A 15,586-nucleotide genomic window follows, 5' to 3' on the forward strand; every position below is an offset into this window, starting at 1 on the left:
TGACGGGTCGCCGTAGGCGTGGCCCCGAGGGGGCTACCCGCCGGCTCTTGCTCGAACGTCCCAAGGCTCCAAAGCCAAACGCGATGCCGGAGGCGAGCCCACCCAGCATCGCGCGATGCTCAACGCGCAGCAGGGGTGGTTGCGACCGCCCCGCCGTGCGTTAATTGTGGGAATGATCGAGACCGACCGACTGACCCGTTGTTATGGACCGCTGATCGCGGTGGATGCGCTGTCGTTGCGGGCGGAGCCGGGGCAGGTGCTGGGCCTGCTGGGGCCCAACGGCGCGGGCAAGTCCACCGCCATGCGCATGATCGCCGGCTTCCTCGCGCCCACTTCCGGTACCGCGCGTGTCTGCGGCTTCGACGTGCGGCGGGAGCCGCTGTCGGCCAAGCGGGCGCTGGGTTACCTGCCGGAAGGTGCGCCCAGCTACGGCGAGATGACCGTCCGTGAGTTCCTCACCTTCATGGTGCGCGTCCGCGGGCTGGATCGGGAGCTGGCCTATCGCCGGTTCGACGAGGTGGTGGCGCGCCTTGAGCTGGAAGACGTGCTCGAACAGACCATCGGCACACTGTCCAAGGGGCTGCGTCGCCGCGTGGGTCTGGCGCAGGCGATCCTGCACGATCCGCCCGTGCTGATGCTCGACGAACCCACCGATGGACTGGATCCCAACCAGAAACATTCCGTGCGCATGCTGATCGACGCCATGGCGCGCGAGCGCACCATCCTCATATCCACCCACCTGCTGGAAGAAGTGCACGCCCTGTGCAACCGGGTAGCGATCATCGCCAACGGCAAGCTGCTGGCCGATGCCACACCCGCCGAGCTGGAGGCGCGCTCGCGGTACCACGGCGCGGTGTCGTTCAGCGCGCAGGGCAGTGCGGTATCGCGCGAGATGCTGGCGCGTATTCCCGGCGTGGCGACGGTGGAGGTCGATCCGCTGGATGGCCGGGTCACCGTGTTCCCGCGGGAAGGCCGGCCGATCCTCGACGAGGTGCAGGCCCTGCTGCGCACCCAGAACCTGCAGGTGTCCGAGATCCAGCTGGAGCAGGGTCGCCTGGACGAAGTGTTCCGGCAGATCACCACGCAGCCGCGCGGAGGCCACGCATGAACGGTGTGATGGCGATCGCCCGCCGCGAACTGTGGAGCTATTTCGTGACGCCCGTGGCCTATGTGTTCATGGTCATCTTCCTGGTGCTGGCGGGTACGCTTACCTTCTATACCGGCGATTTCTACGACCGCGGCCTGGCCGACCTGCAACCGTTCTTCGACATGCATCCCTGGCTTTACCTGGTGCTGGTGCCCGCGGTGACGATGGCCATGTGGGCGGAAGAACGGGCCTCGGGCACGCTGGAACTGCTGTTCTCGCTGCCGGTGTCCATCTCGCAGGCCGTGCTGGGCAAGTTCCTGGCGGCCTGGGGCTTCATCGGGATCTGCCTGGTGCTCACGTTCCCCATCTGGATCACCGTGAACTACCTGGGCGATCCGGATAACGGCGTGATCCTGGCCGGCTACGTGGGCAGCTGGCTGATGGCCGGTGCGTTCATCGCCATCGGTACCTGCATGTCCACCATCACGCGCAGCCAGATCATCGCCTTCATCCTCACCGCGTCGGTCTGCTTCCTGCTGTTGCTGGTGGGCCAGCCGCAGGTGCTGGATTTCTTCCAGGATGCCGTGCCGCCCAAGCTGGTCGGCGCGATGGGCCAGTTGAGCATGGCGCGGCACGCCAATGCCATCGCGCGTGGCGTGCTGGACCTGCGCGACCTGGTGTATTTCTTCGCCACCATCGTGGCCTGGCTGGGCGCCAGCGTGGTGATGCTCGACCTGAAGAGGACGCGCTGAGATGGCCCGTCGCTTCCGTATCACCCGTTCGCTGCGCCTGCGCGCCGCCCTGGTCGCCATCGCGGCGCTGTTCCTCGTCGCCATCGCGATCAGTGCGTTGTCGCTGCGCACCGCGCGCGTCGACCTCACGTCCGATCGCATCTACACGCTGACCCCAGGCACGTTGCAGATCGTCGATGCACTGACCAAGCCGTTGACCGTCACCCTGTATTTTTCCGACCACGCCACGCGCGACCTGCCGCAGCTGCGCAGCTACGAGCAGCGGGTACAGGAGATGCTGCGCGAGATCGCCGTGCGTGCGCACGGTCGCGTGCGCTTCCGGGTGATCGATCCGGTGCCGTATTCCGACGACGAGGATGCCGCCGAAGGCTACGGCCTCACGCCGGCCAGCGGCGGCAGCAACGGAGAGCGGGTGTTCTTCGGCCTGGTGGGCATGGATGGTTCCGGCGAAGTGGCACCGCAGGCCATTCCGTTCTTCGACCCCGCCCGCGAGGCGTTCGTCGAATACGACATCGCCAAGCTGCTCTACGAACTGGGCATGCCGCGCAAACCGCGGCTGGCCGTGGTCAGCTCCCTGCCGGTGGAAGGCAACCCGGTGATCGGTGAAGCCGCGTGGACGGTGTTCCGGCAGCTCGACCAGATCGCCGAGGTGACCACGCTGGACCCTGACGGCCTGACCCACATCGATCCGTCGATCGAGGTGCTGCTGCTGGTGCATCCCAAGCGATTGTCGGACGACGCGCAATACGCGATCGACCAGTACGTATTGCGTGGCGGCCACCTGGTGGTGTTCGTCGATCCGGACTCGGAAATGGACAGCGCGCCGCTGATCGACTCGCACGGCATCGTGGACGATCACGACTCCGACCTGCATCGCCTGTTCGCCGCGTGGGGAGTGGTGTACGACCCGAGCCAGGTGGTGCTGGACCGCTCGCAGGCGTTGACCATCGACCTCAACGGCAACAGCATCGGGCATCCGGCGATGCTCGGCCTGGGTGCGCAGGACCTCAACCACGACGACGTGGTGACGGCCAGCCTGCAGCGGGTGAATTTCTCGACCGCCGGCCACTTCGAGCTGGCCCAGGAGACGAAGGCGCGGCTGGTGCCGCTGGTGCAGTCCTCCGACGAAGCCACGGTGGTGCCCGCCCAGCGGGTGCGCGACGCGGCCAACGATCCGTCCAGCCTGATGGAGAACTACGAGCCGACCCACGATCGTTACGTGCTGGCGGCGCGCTTGCGCGACACGTTCCACTCCGCATTCCCCGAGCGCGCGGGCAAGGGCCACCTCGCCAAGGCAGGAGGCCCGGGCGAGATCGTGCTGGTGGCCGACACCGACCTGCTCTCCGATCGCCTGTGGATCGATGTGCAGCCCCTGCTGGGCCAGCAGCAGCTCACGCCGTTCGCCAACAACGGCGACTTCGTCTCCAACATCGTCGACAACCTCAGCGGATCCACGGCGCTGTTGTCGATCCGCGGCCGGGTCAATGCGCAGCGTCCGTTCACGCGTGTGCGCGCCCTGCAGGCCGCCGCCGATCGCAAGTTCCTGACCAAGAAACGCGAACTGGAAAACGAGCTCTATGAAACCCAGCGCCGCCTGGCCGAACTGCAACCGGCCAAGGGCGCCACGGGTGGCACGGCCACGGCCGAGCAGCGCCGCGAGGTCGAGCAGTACCTGCAGCGCAAGCTGGCCATCGGCAAGGAATTGCGTGACGTGCAGCACCAGCTCAACGCCGAGATCGACGCGCTGGGGCTGCGCCTGAAGTTCATCAACATCGTGCTGGTGCCCGGCCTGGTCGCGCTTATCGGGCTGATCTACGGCTGGCGGCGCACGCGCCGTGCCCGCCGCGCGACCTGACGGTGGCCGGCACGATCCTGAAATGGGTGGTGCCCTGGGAGTTTTCCTGGGTGTTCCTGATCGTCTTCGTCGGCACGGCGCTCGCCTATGCGCGCGGCTGCCGGCGCCTGCGGGTGCCGCTGGCGCGCCGGGCCGCGTTCTGGGCCGGCATGGCGATGATCTACCTGTCGCTGCACACCTATTTCGATTATTTCGCGGAGCACGAGTTCTTCATGCACCGCATCCAGCAGGTGCTGCTGCACCATCTGGCGCCATTGCTGGTCATCGCGTCCTATCCCGGCACGATCCTTCGCGCCGGCCTGCCACTGGCGTGGCGTGTGCGGCTGCGTCGCGCGCAAGGCGGCGCGGTCTGGCGCGCGCTGAGCACGGTACTGCTGCAACCCGCGGTCGTGACCCTGGGCTTCGTCGCGTTGATCCTGGTCTGGCTGGTGCCGGACCTGCAGACGCTGGCCATGCTGGACTGGCGGATCTACCGCGCCATGAACTGGTCGATGGTGGTGTCGGGGCTGGCGTACTGGTGGCTGGTGCTGGACCACCGCCCGAAGCCGCCGGGGCGCATGTCGCCGGGCTGGCGGGTGCTGTCGCCGGGCATCACCATGACCCCGCAGATCGTCGCCGGCGCCATCGTCACCTTCTCGAAAACCGACCTCTATCCCATCTTCGAGATATGCGGGCGCGCGTTCACGCTCAACGTGCTGACCGGGCAGCTGATCGGTGGCGTCATCATGTGGGTGCCCGCGGCCATGATCGAATCCGCGGGCGGCCTGCTGGCCCTGCGCCAGTGGCTGCGGCTGTCACGCAACGGGCGCCTGCCGCGCAGGACACCCGTGCGCCGTGCCAGGGTGGCTCAGTAGACCTTCGGCACCCTCTCCGCCTTGTCGGTGACCTTGTCCTTCTTCGGCTTGCTCTTCAACGGAGGCAGGTGCACCTCGTCGCTGGGAACCTCCTTGTCGGGCACCTGGTCGAGCAGGTGTCGGATGAGGTCGAGCCGGCCGGTCTTCTGGTCGTTGTAGTCGGCCACGAACCACGGCGCATCGGCGGTGTGCGTGCGCTTGATCATGGTGTCGCGCAGTTCGCCCATCTGGGCGTACTTGTCACGGCCTTCGAGGTCTACCGGCGACAGTTTCCAGCGCTTCAACGGATCCTGCGCGCGCTCGGCGAACCGTTCCTCCTGTTCGTCCTGGTCGACCGCCAGCCAGTACTTGAGCAGGATGATGCCGTCGTCGGTCAGCAGTTTCTCGAACGTCGGGCAGGCCTTCATGAAGGCGTCGTACTGGTCTTCGGTGCAAAAACCCATGGCGGGTTCGACCACGGCGCGGTTGTACCAGCTGCGGTCGAACAGCACCAGTTCGCCGGCCGCGGGCAGGTGTTCCACGTAGCGCTGGAAGTACCACTGGGTCTGCTCGTCCTGCGACGGCTTGCCGAGCGCCACGACGCGGGCGGCGCGGGTGTCGAGCTTGTCGGTGATGGCCTTGATGGTGCCGCCCTTGCCGGCGGCGTCGCGCCCTTCGAAGAGCACGACCATGCGCTTGCCGCTGCGGCGCAGCCAGCGGGTCAGGCCGACCAGTTCGACCTGCAGTGCTTCGAGGTCGCGTTCGTAGGCTTTCTTCTTCTTGCCCATCGGTATCTTCCATCGGGGGTCGGGAAGCCGATTGTGCGGCACGTCATGTCGCCGCGGCGTGCCGGCAGGGCAGGGCGGTTACGCCGCCGTCAGGCTTTGCAGCTCGTCCGCCTGGGCCTCGCGGGTCAGCGTGTCGATCAGTTCGTCCATGTCGCCCTGCATCACCTCGGTGAGGCGGTAGAGCGTCAGGTTGACGCGATGGTCGGTGATGCGGCCCTGCGGGAAGTTGTAGGTGCGGATGCGCTGACTGCGGTCGCCGGAGCCGACCTGAAGGCGGCGTGATTCCGCCTGGGCGGCGCTCTGCTTGCTGCGCTCGGCGTCCAGCAGGCGTGCCTTGAGCAGGCTCATCGCGCGGGCACGGTTCTTGTGCTGGCTGCGCTCGTCCTGGCACTCCACCACCGTGCCGGTAGGCAGGTGGGTGATGCGGATGGCCGAGTCGGTCTTGTTGACGTGCTGGCCGCCGGCGCCGGACGCGCGGAAGGTATCCACCTTGAGGTCGCCTTCGCGAATGTCGATCTCGGCGATGTCGTCCTGTTCGGGGAGGATGGCCACGGTGGCGGCGGAGGTATGGATGCGGCCCTGCGATTCGGTTTCCGGCACGCGCTGCACGCGGTGGGTGCCGGATTCGAACTTCAGCTTGGAGTAGGCCCCGCGTCCTTCGATGCGCGCCACCACTTCCTTGTAGCCGCCGTGCTCGCCCTCGTTCGCGTTGAGTATCTCGACATGCCAGCGCTGCCGCTCGGCGTAGCGTGCGTACATGCGGAAGAGGTCGCCCGCGAAGATCGCCGCCTCGTCGCCGCCGGTGCCGGCGCGCACTTCGAGGAACAGGTTGCCTTCGTCGCGTGGGTCCTTCGGCAGCAGCAGGATCTGCAGCTCGCCGTCCAGGTCCTCCAGGCGCGCCTGGATGCGTGCCACGTCGTCCACCGCCATGTCGCGCAGTTCGGGGTCGTCGAGCATGGCGCGTGTCTCGGCCAGCTCGCGCTCCGCGTCGTCGTGCTCGCGCAGGGAGGCGGCCACGGGCTCCAGCTGGGCGTATTCGCGCGACAGGTCGCGGAAGCGCTGGTTGTCGGCGAGCGCGTCCGGCTGGGCGAGCAGGCGGCCGACTTCCTCGTGGCGTTCGGCGAGGGCTTCGAGTTTACGGCGGATGGAAGGGGTCATCGACGGTACGACGTGGGGCGAGAGTAATCCCACATCATGCGGAAACGTCGTCGTCCGGGTCCAGTCCGTAGAGACGGCCGGCGGCGTGCAGCAGGTCCATGTCGCCGGAAAGGGCGGCGTCGCGCAGCCGCGCGCTGGGCGCGTGCAGCAGCTTGTTGGTCAGTGTGTTGGCCAGGAAGGCCAGGGCCTCGTCCGCGGAACGGCCCCTGGCCAGCATGGCCTGGGCCTTGGCCAGCACTTCGTCGCGCTGGGCCTCGGCGGCCACGCGCATGTCCACCGCCGGATTGCGCAGGGTGAGCGCGCGACGCCAGGACATGTAGCGCTCCACCTGGAGGTCGATGATGGCGTCGGCCTCGCGCGCGGCCATTTCCCGGGAGCGGCGGTTCTCGTCGATGACCTGCTTGAGGTCGTCGATGCCGTAAAGGTAGACGTCGTCCAGCTGGGCGACCTCCGCCTCGATATCCCGCGGCACGGCGATATCCACCATGAACATCGGCCGCCGGCGGCGCGCGACGATCGCGTCGGCCACCATCGACCGGGTGACCACCGGTTGCCGCGAGGCCGTGGAGCTGATGACGATATCCGCCTCGGCGAGGTGGCGCGGCAGGTCGGCGAGGGAAATGGCATAGCCGCCGTAGCGGCTGGCCAGCTCCTGGGCGTTTTCCGGCGTGCGGTTGGCCACGATCAGCCGGCGCACCTTCTTGTCGGTGAGGTGGCGGGCGGCCAGCTCGATCGTCTCGCCGGCGCCGATCAGCAGCACGCAGGCCTGGCGAAGGTCGGTGAACACCTGCTCGGCCAGGCGCACCGCCGTGTACGCGACCGAGACCGTGTGCGCGCCGATGCGGGTGTCGGTACGGACGCGCTTGGCCACGGCGAAGGTGTGCTGCAGCAGGCGCTCCATGGGCGCGCGCAGCGACTGCGCGGAGCGGGCCTGCTGGTAGGCGTCCTTCACCTGGCCGAGGATCTGCGGCTCGCCCAGCACCATGGAGTCGAGTCCCGTCGCCACGCGGAACATGTGACGGACGGCTTCGTGTTCGTCGTGGCGGTAGAGGAACTCGTCCAGCCGCTGCGGGGTCAGACGGTGTTGCCGGGACAGCCACAGGCCGGGTGCGCTCTCGAAGCCGTCGGCCACGCTGCAATAAAGCTCGGTGCGGTTGCAGGTGGAGAGGATCATCGCCTCCTCCACGCCGGGCTGCCGGACGAGTTCGTCCAGCGCCTCCGGGGCCGCCGCGGCGTCGAATGCCACCTGCTCGCGCAGGCTGACCGGCGCGGTGAGGTGATTGAGCCCGAGGGCGATGAGTGGCATGACGGGCTGCGGTCGGCTTCGGTGGCGTCGGCTAAGCTAAGGGCGCATTGTGCGCTCACAAGGGCCGGGCTTCATGCATCGGCGTGTAGGACGAATTCGGAGAGTAGTGTGCTGAGCGGTCGGTCCAAGTTCAAGCGAGTGCGGCATTTTGTGGCCCTGGGCACCCTCGCGGTGCTCGCCGGCTGTGCCACGACGCCCCCCGGCCCGGCCACCGCGCCCAGGGCCGTGCGTACGGGCGCGCAGCCGCTGGACCGGATGCAGGTGGCCATCGTGCCGCCGGAGCGCGACCTCCAGGCCCAGCTGATGGCGGGCGACTTCGCCCTGGCCGCCAACGATCTGAAGGCCGCCTCCGATGCCTATGGCCGCGCGGCCCCGCTCACCGACGACCCCCGCGTGGCCGCGCGCGCCACGGAACTGGCCCTGGCCGTGCACGACCAGGACGCCGCGGCGCGGGGCCTGGCGCGCTGGGCCCGCCTGGGTGCCGGGCCGCTGGAGCTGGCCGAGACCCGCGCACGCATGGCGCTGGACCGCGGCGACACGGCCGAGGCCCAGCGCCAGTTGGAAATCATGGCGGGCACGGGCAGTCCCGAGGCCTGGCGCGAGATCGGTCGCACCCTGGCCTCCGGCCGCGATGCCGCGCAGGCCGGGCAGTTGCTCGAGCGCGTGGCCACGCCGCAGCGCCTGCCCAACGATTCCGCCGTCTGGCTGGCCATGGCCGAACTGGGCGAGACCCTCGGCCGGCACGACTACGCCAAGGCCATCGGCGACGGCGCGCAGGCGCGTTTCCACGACGGGGTGACCTACGGCTGGGCGGCGCAGCAGCACTTCCGCGCCGGCGACAAGGCGGGGGCGAAGGCCCTGTTCGCGAAGGCCGTGGCAAAGGATCCGGCCAACACGCGGCTTCGCCTGGCCTATGCCACGGTGCTGGCGCAGGGCGGCGACGAAAAAGGCGCCGCACGGGTGCTGGCCGGCGGCACGCAGGATGTCGATACCTACATGATGCGGATGACCCTGGCCGCGCGTGCCCAGGACAAGAAGGCCGTGGCCGGGCTTTACGCGGAGATCCGCCGGCAGTCCGACGACGTGCAGGCAGCGAATGCGTTCACGCTGGGCCAGTTGGCCGAGTTGCTGGGACAGCAGGAAGACGCCCTCGACTGGTACGCCGCGGTCGGCGACGACGACCCGCGCATCTTCGACGCCTCCGTGCGCAGCGCGGTCATCCTCCATCTGCAAGGCAAGGACGACGATGCCCACGAGATCGTCGGCAGCCTGCAGACCCAATACGCCGACCGCCCCGACGCCCTGCGCAAGGCCTTCGCGCTGGACGGCGAGCTGTACATGGATGCCCGGCGCTACGCCGCCGCCGTGGATGCCTACGACAAGGCGTTGCGGGTGAAGCCGGACGATCCGGACATGCTCTACGCCCGCGGACTGGCCAATGCCGAAGCCGGGAAGGTGGACCAGGCGGTGGCCGATTTCCGCCAGGTGCTCACCCTGAAGCCGGGCGACGTGGAGGCGAGCAACGCATTGGGATACACGTTGGCCGACAACGATCGCGACCTTCCCGAGGCCCAGGCCCTGCTGCAGGTGGCGCGAGCCGCGCGCCCGGACGATCCCTCCGTGGCCGATTCCTGGGGCTGGCTGCAGTTCCGGCAAGGTCGCCTGGACCAGGCCGAAACCACGCTGCGCGGAGCCTGGGCCCGGCATAAGGACGGCGACGTCGGCCTGCACCTGGCCGAAGTGCTGTGGGCACGGGGTGCGCACGACGAAGCGCGCAAGCTGCTGGACGAGGTGCGTCGCATCGACCCGAAAAACGCCGCGCTGCCACGGGCCGAGCAGAAGCTGCGCCCGCAGGGGTAGGGCGCCTGCCGGCGGCCTTCGCCGGGCGCCATCGCCTCGTCTTCCCTCCCTCGCCGGATCGATCCATGCACCGTGTCGTCAGAACCTCCCTCGTTTCCCTCGCGCTGCTGCTTTCCGCCTGCGCGACCACCCGTGCGCCGGTCCGCCAACCGGGCGATGCCGCCACGCTGGGCCGGCAGGCGCAGCGTGAGCGCGACCTGGCCGATACCGATCACTGGACGTTGCAGGGCAAGCTGTCCGTCTCGGACGGTAAGGACAGCAACTCCGGCACCCTTACCTGGCGACAGGACGGCGACCGCTACGAGTTCACCGTGCGCGGGCCGATCACGGGTCGCACCTTCCGCCTCACCGGCGGCCCCGACGGTGCCGACCTGGAAGGCCTGGACGGTGGCACCCGGCACGGCACCGATGCCGAATCGCTCATGGCCGCGACCGTCGGCTGGCAGATTCCCCTGCGTGAACTGAAGCGGTGGGCACTGGGCCTGCGTGCCGACACCGGCGCCGCGGACATCGCGTTCGGCGGGGATGGCCTGCCGTCCCGCCTGGTCCAGGACGGCTGGACGGTCGACTACAAGGCCTGGGACACGACGCGCCAGCCGGCCATGCCGTTGCGCGTGTTCGCCGAGAAAGCGCCCTACAAGGTGCGCCTGGCGATCGAGGACTGGTCGTTCGCGAAGTAGGCGCCCGCTATACTCCGCGCCTTTCGCACCACGGCCCCGCGATGAACTTCGATATATCTCCCGCCGTCGCGGACCATGCCGACCGGCTTTGCGAGATCGAACGCGCCGCGGTGCAGCTGTTCCGCGGGCATCCGGCCTGGCCGTCGTACTCGTCGATGATGCTGCCGCGCGAGATCGTCCACGAGCTGATCGCACGCGGTCGGGCGTGGGTGGCGACGGTGGACGAGGATGTGGTCGGATTCGTCTGCCTCGACACCGACGGCACCCCGGACGCGATCGGCATCGCCGAGATCGATGTGCTGCCGGCGTTCGGCGGCCGGGGCTTCGGCGCGGCACTGCTCGAGCACGCCTGCGCCTGGGCGCGCGAAGCAGGGTTCCGTCGGGTAGACCTGGGGACGCTGTCGGATGTGCCGTGGAACGCGCCGTTCTATGCGAAGCACGGCTTCACCGTGGTCGACAAGCATGCTCCCGGCTTTGCCCGGGCGCTGGCGCGGGACCGCGAAAACGGCTTTCCCGACCACCTGCGGGTCTTCATGAGCCGTGAACTGGCGCCGCTGGGGCCGACCGACTGGACCCGCTGGCCGGCGCCGGCCAAGCTCAACCTGTTCCTGCGCATCGTGGGCCGCCTGGACAATGGTTACCACGCCTTGCAGACGGTGTTCCGCCTGCTCGACTGGGGCGACGAGGTGCGCCTGCGCGTGCGGGCCGACGGCCTCGTCACCCGTCCCGCCGCGGTGCCCGGTGTTCCCGAGGACAGCGACCTGACCGTGCGCGCCGCCCGCTTGCTGGCCGCGGAAACCGGCTGTCCGCTCGGTGCGGAGATCGCCATCGCCAAGCGGATTCCCATGGGCGGCGGCCTGGGCGGCGGCAGCTCGGATGCGGCCAGTGTGCTGGTCGGCCTGAACGCCTTGTGGGGCACGGGACTGGACGAGGACGCCCTGGCGGTGCTGGGCTTGCGCCTGGGCGCCGATGTGCCCGTCTTCGTCCGCGGGCGGTCGGCCTGGGCCGAGGGCGTGGGCGAGCGGCTGACGCCCCTGCGCTTGCCGCGGCGTTGGTACGTGGTCGTCGATCCGGGCGAACACGTGCCCACGGCCGCGCTGTTCGCCGCGCCCGAATTGACACGCCATGCCCCGCAAGCGACAATTTCGGCCTTTGTTTCCGGGGAAGTTGCGGAGAACGCCTTCGAACCCGTGGTTCGCGCGCGGCATCCGCGCGTGGCGGCGGCACTGGAATGGCTGGGCGGCTTCGGCAACGCGCGGCTTTCCGGCAGCGGTGGCTGCGTATTCCTGGAAACGAGAACGCACGAGGCGGCGCTTGCCGTCGCTTCACGCTGTCCCGCGGGCTTTACGGTCCACGTGGCGGCAGGCATCGATCCCTCGCCGCTGCAACTCATGCGGCAACGGATCGACGCCGCTGGACACAGGTCGTAAGGACGGGAAGGGCCGCGGGCTGCGGCAGAGCCAGGCGGGCCACATGGCTCGCCGGAACGAATTGTTGGGGCGTCGCCAAGCTGGTTAAGGCACGGGATTTTGATTCCCGCATGCGCAGGTTCGAATCCTGCCGCCCCAGCCACCTCACGGTGGCATACACCCGGACCCACCCATCTCACGCCAGGAGTTTCCGTGGATACGTCCACCCCGATGTTGTTTACCGGCAATGCGCACCGCGCACTGGCCGAAGATGTCGCCGCCCGCCTGGGCATCCCGCTCGGCAAGGCGCTCATCGGCCGGTTCAGCGATGGCGAGGCACAGATCGAGATCGAGGAAAACGTCCGCAAGCAGGAGGTATTCGTCATCCAGCCGACGGGTGCCCCCAGCGCAGAGAACCTGTTCGACCTGCTGGTGCTGATCGACGCGCTCAAGCGCGCGTCCGCCGGTAGCGTCACCGCGGTCATGCCGTATTTCGGCTATGCCCGCCAGGATCGTCGCCCCCGCTCGGCGCGCGTGCCGATCACGGCCAAGCTGGCGGCCAAGATGATCGCCACCGCCGGCGCCGACCGCGTGCTCACGATCGACCTGCACGCCGACCAGATCCAGGGTTTCTTCGATATCCCGGTGGACAACGTGTACGCCTCGCCGGTGCTGCTGGCCGATATCTGGCGCCACCACAGCATGGACGACCTGATCGTGGTCAGCCCCGACGTCGGTGGCGTGGTCCGCGCTCGCGCGCTGGCCAAGCGCCTCGACGATGCCGACCTGGCGATCATCGACAAACGCCGCCCGAAGGCCAACGTGGCCACGGTCATGAACATCATCGGCGACGTGGACGGCAAGACCTGCGTCCTGGTCGACGACATCGTCGACACGGCCGGCACCCTGTGCGCCGCCGCGGCGGCCCTGAAGGAAAAAGGCGCCCGCAAGGTCGTCGCCTATTGCGTCCACCCGGTGCTGTCGGGTGCCGCGATCACCAACATCGAGGGCTCCCAGCTCGACCAGCTGGTGGTCACCAATACCCTGCCGCTGCGCGACAATGCGCGCGACTGTGCGAAAATCCGTCAGTTGTCGGTCGCGGAACTGCTCGCCGAGACGATCCGCCGCATCGCCTTCGGCGAATCGGTGAGCTCCCTCTACATCGACTGACCTACCGTTTTCGGGCTTCCCTGGTCGCGGGGAAGCCCTTTACCACCGCCGTAAGGCGGTTTACCTGAGGCAACACCATGGCTACCAATCATCAGCTCACCGCCACGAGCCGCAAGATCGAAGGGAAGGGTGCGAGCCGCCGCCTTCGTACCGCGGGTTTCGTGCCGGGTATCGTCTACGGCGCCGGCGAGGCTCCGCAGGCTATCCAGGTCCTGCACAACGACGTGCTGCTCGGCTCGCGTTTCGAGTCGTTCTACTCGTCCGTCATCGACCTCACCGTCGACGGCAAGAAGCAGAAGGTCCTGATCAAGGACTGGCAGAAGCACCCGTACAAGCAGCTCATGCTGCACATGGACTTCCTGCGCGTGAACGAGAACGAGGCCGTCAAGGTCGCGGTGCCCATCCACTTCCTCAACCAGGAAAAGTCGCCGGCTGGCAAGACCTCGGGTCTGGTCATCTCGCACAACCTGACGGAAGTCGTGGTCTCGTGCCTGCCCAAGCACCTGCCCGAGTTCATCGAGCTGGACCTGGCTTCGCTCGACGCCGACTCCATCATCCACCTGTCCGACCTCACGCTGCCGGCCAACGTGGAAATTCCTGAGCTGGCCCTGGGCAAGGAGCACGACGTCGCCGTCGTCACCGTCGCCGCCATCCAGGAAGAAGTCGATCCGGAAGCGCCGGCCGCCGAAGGCGACGCTCCGACCGAAGAGAAGAAGTAATCGGTTTGCGACCCGCGTGCGCCCTGGCGCCGCGGGTCGTGTCCGCTTCGGCACATGGCGACACTTCGTCTCATCGTCGGCCTCGGTAACCCCGGGGCCGAATACGTCAGGACCCGGCACAACGCCGGGTTCTGGTGTGTCGACGCCCTGGCCATGGATCAGGGAGAGCGTTGGGCCTTCGACGGCAAGCTGCACGGGGAAACCTGCAAGCTGCGCCTCGGCGGCGAAACCCTCTGGCTGCTCAAGCCCGCGACGTTCATGAACAAGAGTGGCATCGCGGTGGCCTCGGCGCTGCGCTACTACAAGATCGCGCCGGAGGAGTGTCTCGTCGCCCACGACGAACTGGACCTCCCGCCCGGCACCGTCCGCATGAAATTCGACGGCGGCCACGGCGGCCAGAACGGATTGCGCGACATCATGGCCCACCTGGGTCATGGCAAGTTCCATCGCCTGCGGGTCGGTATCGGCCACCCGGGGCACAAGGACAAGGTCACCCCGTGGGTGCTCGGCCGACCCAACGCGGCCGACGAGGACGCCATCATGCACGGCATCGGGCGCGCGTTCGACGTGCTGCCGCTGGCGCTGGATGGCAAGTTCGACGAGGCGATGAAGCGCCTGCACACGGTCGCCTGACCGCACCACTCACCTATACCGGACAACATCGCCATGGGCATCAAATGCGGCATCGTCGGCCTGCCTAACGTCGGCAAGTCCACCCTTTTCAACGCGCTCACCAAGGCCGGCATCGCCGCCGCCAACTTCCCGTTCTGCACGATCGAGCCCAACACCGGCATCGTTCCCGTGCCCGACCTGCGCCTGAGCGCGCTGTCGGATATCGTGAAGCCGCAGCGCGTGATTCCCACCACCATGGAATTCGTCGACATCGCCGGCCTGGTCGCCGGCGCGTCCAAGGGCGAAGGCCTGGGTAACAAGTTCCTCGCCCACATCCGCGAGACCGACGCCATCGCGCACGTCGTGCGCTGCTTCGAAGACGGTAACGTCATCCATGTGGCCAACAAGGTCGACCCGATCGCCGACATCGAGACGATCGACACCGAACTGGCGCTGGCCGACCTGGAAGCCGTGCTGAAGGCGCTCGACCGCGCCACGCGTTCGGCCAAGGCCAACGACAAGGACGCCATCGCGAAGAAGCCGGTGCTGGAAAAACTGCGCGTGGCCCTCGACCAGGGCAAGTCGGCCCGCTCGGCCGGGCTGGATGCGGAAGAAAAGGCGCTCGTGCGCGACATGTTCCTCATCACGATGAAGCCGCTGATGTACATCGCCAACGTGGCGGAAGACGGCTTCGAGAACAATCCGCACCTGGATGCCGTCCGCGCGCGCGCCGTGGAAGAGGGTGCCGAGGTGGTGGCCATCTCGGCCGCCATCGAGGAAGAACTCTCGCAGATGGAAGAGGCTGACCGCGACGAGTTCCTCCGCGACCTCGGCCTGGACGAACCCGGCCTCAACCGCGTCATCCGCGCCGGCTACAAGCTGCTCGGGCTGCAGACCTATTTCACCGCCGGTGAGAAGGAAGTCCGTGCGTGGCAGGTGCGTGCGGGCTCCACCGCACCGCAGGCGGCCGGAGTCATCCATACGGACTTCGAGCGCGGTTTCATCCGTGCCGAGACCGTCGCCTACGACGACTTCATCAAGTTCAAGGGCGAGCAGGGTGCGAAGGAAGCCGGCCGGCTTCGTCTGGAAGGCAAGGACTACCTGGTCAAGGAAGGCGACGTGCTGCACTTCCGATTCAACGTCTGAGCGCATGCGTTAAAGGGTGAAACGAAAAGCCTCGCTCGTGCGAGGCTTTTTTTGGTTCTTCACGCATGACCGTGGCCGTCCCGAAGCCAGAGCAGAGCCAGAGCCAGAGCCAGAGCCCGTTTCTCGTATGGCGCGGCGAGGAGGTGCTGGGTGGTTACACTCTGCGCTCGGGCAGCGGCCGCAAGCGGCCGAACTCGCTCAGAGCGTAACC

General features: G+C 68.0%; 14 protein-coding genes and 1 tRNA gene. 12 read left to right on the forward strand and 3 right to left on the reverse strand.

The features are described from left to right. Nucleotides 1–172: 172 nt before the first annotated feature. From QRN34_RS06665 to QRN34_RS06680, 4 genes are read left to right on the forward strand one after another with little or no spacing between them, the layout of a single operon-like run. A complete protein-coding gene (locus tag QRN34_RS06665; RefSeq protein ID WP_285403152.1) occupies nt 173–1,108 on the forward strand; it encodes an ABC transporter ATP-binding protein in 936 nt (311 codons plus the stop codon). Then, nucleotides 1,105–1,839 carry an ABC transporter permease subunit gene (locus QRN34_RS06670; RefSeq protein WP_036140095.1) on the forward strand — a complete coding sequence of 245 codons (735 nt, stop codon included), beginning with the start codon at nt 1,105–1,107 and terminating at the stop codon, nt 1,837–1,839. Before QRN34_RS06665 ends, QRN34_RS06670 begins: the two co-directional genes overlap by 4 nt. A gap of 1 nt (nt 1,840) precedes the next feature. Then, nucleotides 1,841–3,694, forward strand: a complete 1,854-nt coding sequence (locus QRN34_RS06675; RefSeq protein WP_285403153.1) for a Gldg family protein — start codon at nt 1,841–1,843, stop codon at nt 3,692–3,694. A 2-nt stretch (nt 3,695–3,696) separates the two neighbouring features. Next, nucleotides 3,697–4,548, forward strand: a complete 852-nt coding sequence (locus QRN34_RS06680) for a cytochrome c oxidase assembly protein (protein ID WP_285403154.1) — start codon at nt 3,697–3,699, stop codon at nt 4,546–4,548. On the opposite strand, the gene ppk2 is transcribed toward QRN34_RS06680, so the two are convergent. From ppk2 to hemA, 3 genes are all read right to left on the reverse strand, one after another. Then, the gene (gene ppk2, locus QRN34_RS06685; RefSeq protein ID WP_285403155.1) at nt 4,542–5,315 is read right to left on the reverse strand and encodes a polyphosphate kinase 2; all 774 of its coding nucleotides are present in this window, start codon (nt 5,313–5,315) and stop codon (nt 4,542–4,544) included. The genes QRN34_RS06680 and ppk2 overlap by 7 nt on opposite strands. A gap of 78 nt (nt 5,316–5,393) precedes the next feature. Further along, on the reverse strand, nt 5,394–6,473 hold the full coding sequence (prfA, locus tag QRN34_RS06690) for a peptide chain release factor 1 (RefSeq protein WP_285403156.1): 1,080 nt from the start codon (nt 6,471–6,473) through the stop codon (nt 5,394–5,396). Nucleotides 6,474–6,507: 34 nt separating this feature from the next. Next, on the reverse strand, nt 6,508–7,779 hold the full coding sequence (hemA, locus tag QRN34_RS06695; RefSeq protein ID WP_285403157.1) for a glutamyl-tRNA reductase: 1,272 nt from the start codon (nt 7,777–7,779) through the stop codon (nt 6,508–6,510). 150 nt (nt 7,780–7,929) lie between these two features. Here hemA and QRN34_RS06700 point away from each other — a divergent pair, with 150 nt between their 5' ends. From QRN34_RS06700 to ychF, 8 genes are all read left to right on the forward strand, one after another. Then, nucleotides 7,930–9,639: a tetratricopeptide repeat protein gene (locus QRN34_RS06700; RefSeq protein WP_345782895.1), complete on the forward strand. Its 1,710-nt coding sequence runs from the start codon at nt 7,930–7,932 to the stop codon at nt 9,637–9,639. A gap of 65 nt (nt 9,640–9,704) precedes the next feature. Beyond that, nucleotides 9,705–10,319: a lipoprotein insertase outer membrane protein LolB gene (lolB, locus tag QRN34_RS06705; protein ID WP_285403158.1), complete on the forward strand. Its 615-nt coding sequence runs from the start codon at nt 9,705–9,707 to the stop codon at nt 10,317–10,319. A 41-nt stretch (nt 10,320–10,360) separates the two neighbouring features. Continuing rightward, nucleotides 10,361–11,749 carry a 4-(cytidine 5'-diphospho)-2-C-methyl-D-erythritol kinase gene (gene ispE, locus QRN34_RS06710; RefSeq protein WP_285403159.1) on the forward strand — a complete coding sequence of 463 codons (1,389 nt, stop codon included), beginning with the start codon at nt 10,361–10,363 and terminating at the stop codon, nt 11,747–11,749. Between the two features lie 65 nt (nt 11,750–11,814). Continuing rightward, nucleotides 11,815–11,891 (forward strand) — tRNA-Gln (locus QRN34_RS06715). A 68-nt stretch (nt 11,892–11,959) separates the two neighbouring features. Then, nucleotides 11,960–12,898 (forward strand): ribose-phosphate diphosphokinase, encoded by a 939-nt coding sequence (locus tag QRN34_RS06720; RefSeq protein WP_285403167.1) that lies wholly within the window; start codon nt 11,960–11,962, stop codon nt 12,896–12,898. Nucleotides 12,899–12,975: 77 nt separating this feature from the next. Next, nucleotides 12,976–13,617: a 50S ribosomal protein L25/general stress protein Ctc gene (locus tag QRN34_RS06725; protein WP_285403160.1), complete on the forward strand. Its 642-nt coding sequence runs from the start codon at nt 12,976–12,978 to the stop codon at nt 13,615–13,617. A gap of 54 nt (nt 13,618–13,671) precedes the next feature. Further along, nucleotides 13,672–14,250 carry an aminoacyl-tRNA hydrolase gene (gene pth / locus QRN34_RS06730; protein ID WP_285403161.1) on the forward strand — a complete coding sequence of 193 codons (579 nt, stop codon included), beginning with the start codon at nt 13,672–13,674 and terminating at the stop codon, nt 14,248–14,250. A 33-nt stretch (nt 14,251–14,283) separates the two neighbouring features. Next, nucleotides 14,284–15,375 (forward strand): redox-regulated ATPase YchF, encoded by a 1,092-nt coding sequence (ychF, locus tag QRN34_RS06735; protein WP_285403163.1) that lies wholly within the window; start codon nt 14,284–14,286, stop codon nt 15,373–15,375. The last annotated feature ends 211 nt before the right edge of the window (nt 15,376–15,586 follow it).

The organism is Luteibacter sp. ME-Dv--P-043b, assembly GCF_030209605.1.
Lineage (GTDB): Bacteria > Pseudomonadota > Gammaproteobacteria > Xanthomonadales > Rhodanobacteraceae > Luteibacter.

Bases quoted from the DNA above. Each gene is read 5' to 3' on its own strand.
- ppk2 (WP_285403155.1), bottom strand. From the start codon at position 5,315: ATGGGCAAGAAGAAGAAAGCCTACGAACGCGACCTCGAAGCACTGCAG.
- QRN34_RS06665 (WP_285403152.1), top strand. From the start codon at position 173: ATGATCGAGACCGACCGACTGACCCGTTGTTATGGACCGCTGATCGCG.
- QRN34_RS06675 (WP_285403153.1), top strand. From the start codon at position 1,841: ATGGCCCGTCGCTTCCGTATCACCCGTTCGCTGCGCCTGCGCGCCGCC.
- pth (WP_285403161.1), top strand. From the start codon at position 13,672: ATGGCGACACTTCGTCTCATCGTCGGCCTCGGTAACCCCGGGGCCGAA.
- lolB (WP_285403158.1), top strand. From the start codon at position 9,705: ATGCACCGTGTCGTCAGAACCTCCCTCGTTTCCCTCGCGCTGCTGCTT.
- QRN34_RS06720 (WP_285403167.1), top strand. From the start codon at position 11,960: ATGTTGTTTACCGGCAATGCGCACCGCGCACTGGCCGAAGATGTCGCC.
- QRN34_RS06670 (WP_036140095.1), top strand. From the start codon at position 1,105: ATGAACGGTGTGATGGCGATCGCCCGCCGCGAACTGTGGAGCTATTTC.
- ychF (WP_285403163.1), top strand. From the start codon at position 14,284: ATGGGCATCAAATGCGGCATCGTCGGCCTGCCTAACGTCGGCAAGTCC.
- QRN34_RS06725 (WP_285403160.1), top strand. From the start codon at position 12,976: ATGGCTACCAATCATCAGCTCACCGCCACGAGCCGCAAGATCGAAGGG.
- hemA (WP_285403157.1), bottom strand. From the start codon at position 7,779: ATGCCACTCATCGCCCTCGGGCTCAATCACCTCACCGCGCCGGTCAGC.
- prfA (WP_285403156.1), bottom strand. From the start codon at position 6,473: ATGACCCCTTCCATCCGCCGTAAACTCGAAGCCCTCGCCGAACGCCAC.
- ispE (WP_285403159.1), top strand. From the start codon at position 10,361: ATGAACTTCGATATATCTCCCGCCGTCGCGGACCATGCCGACCGGCTT.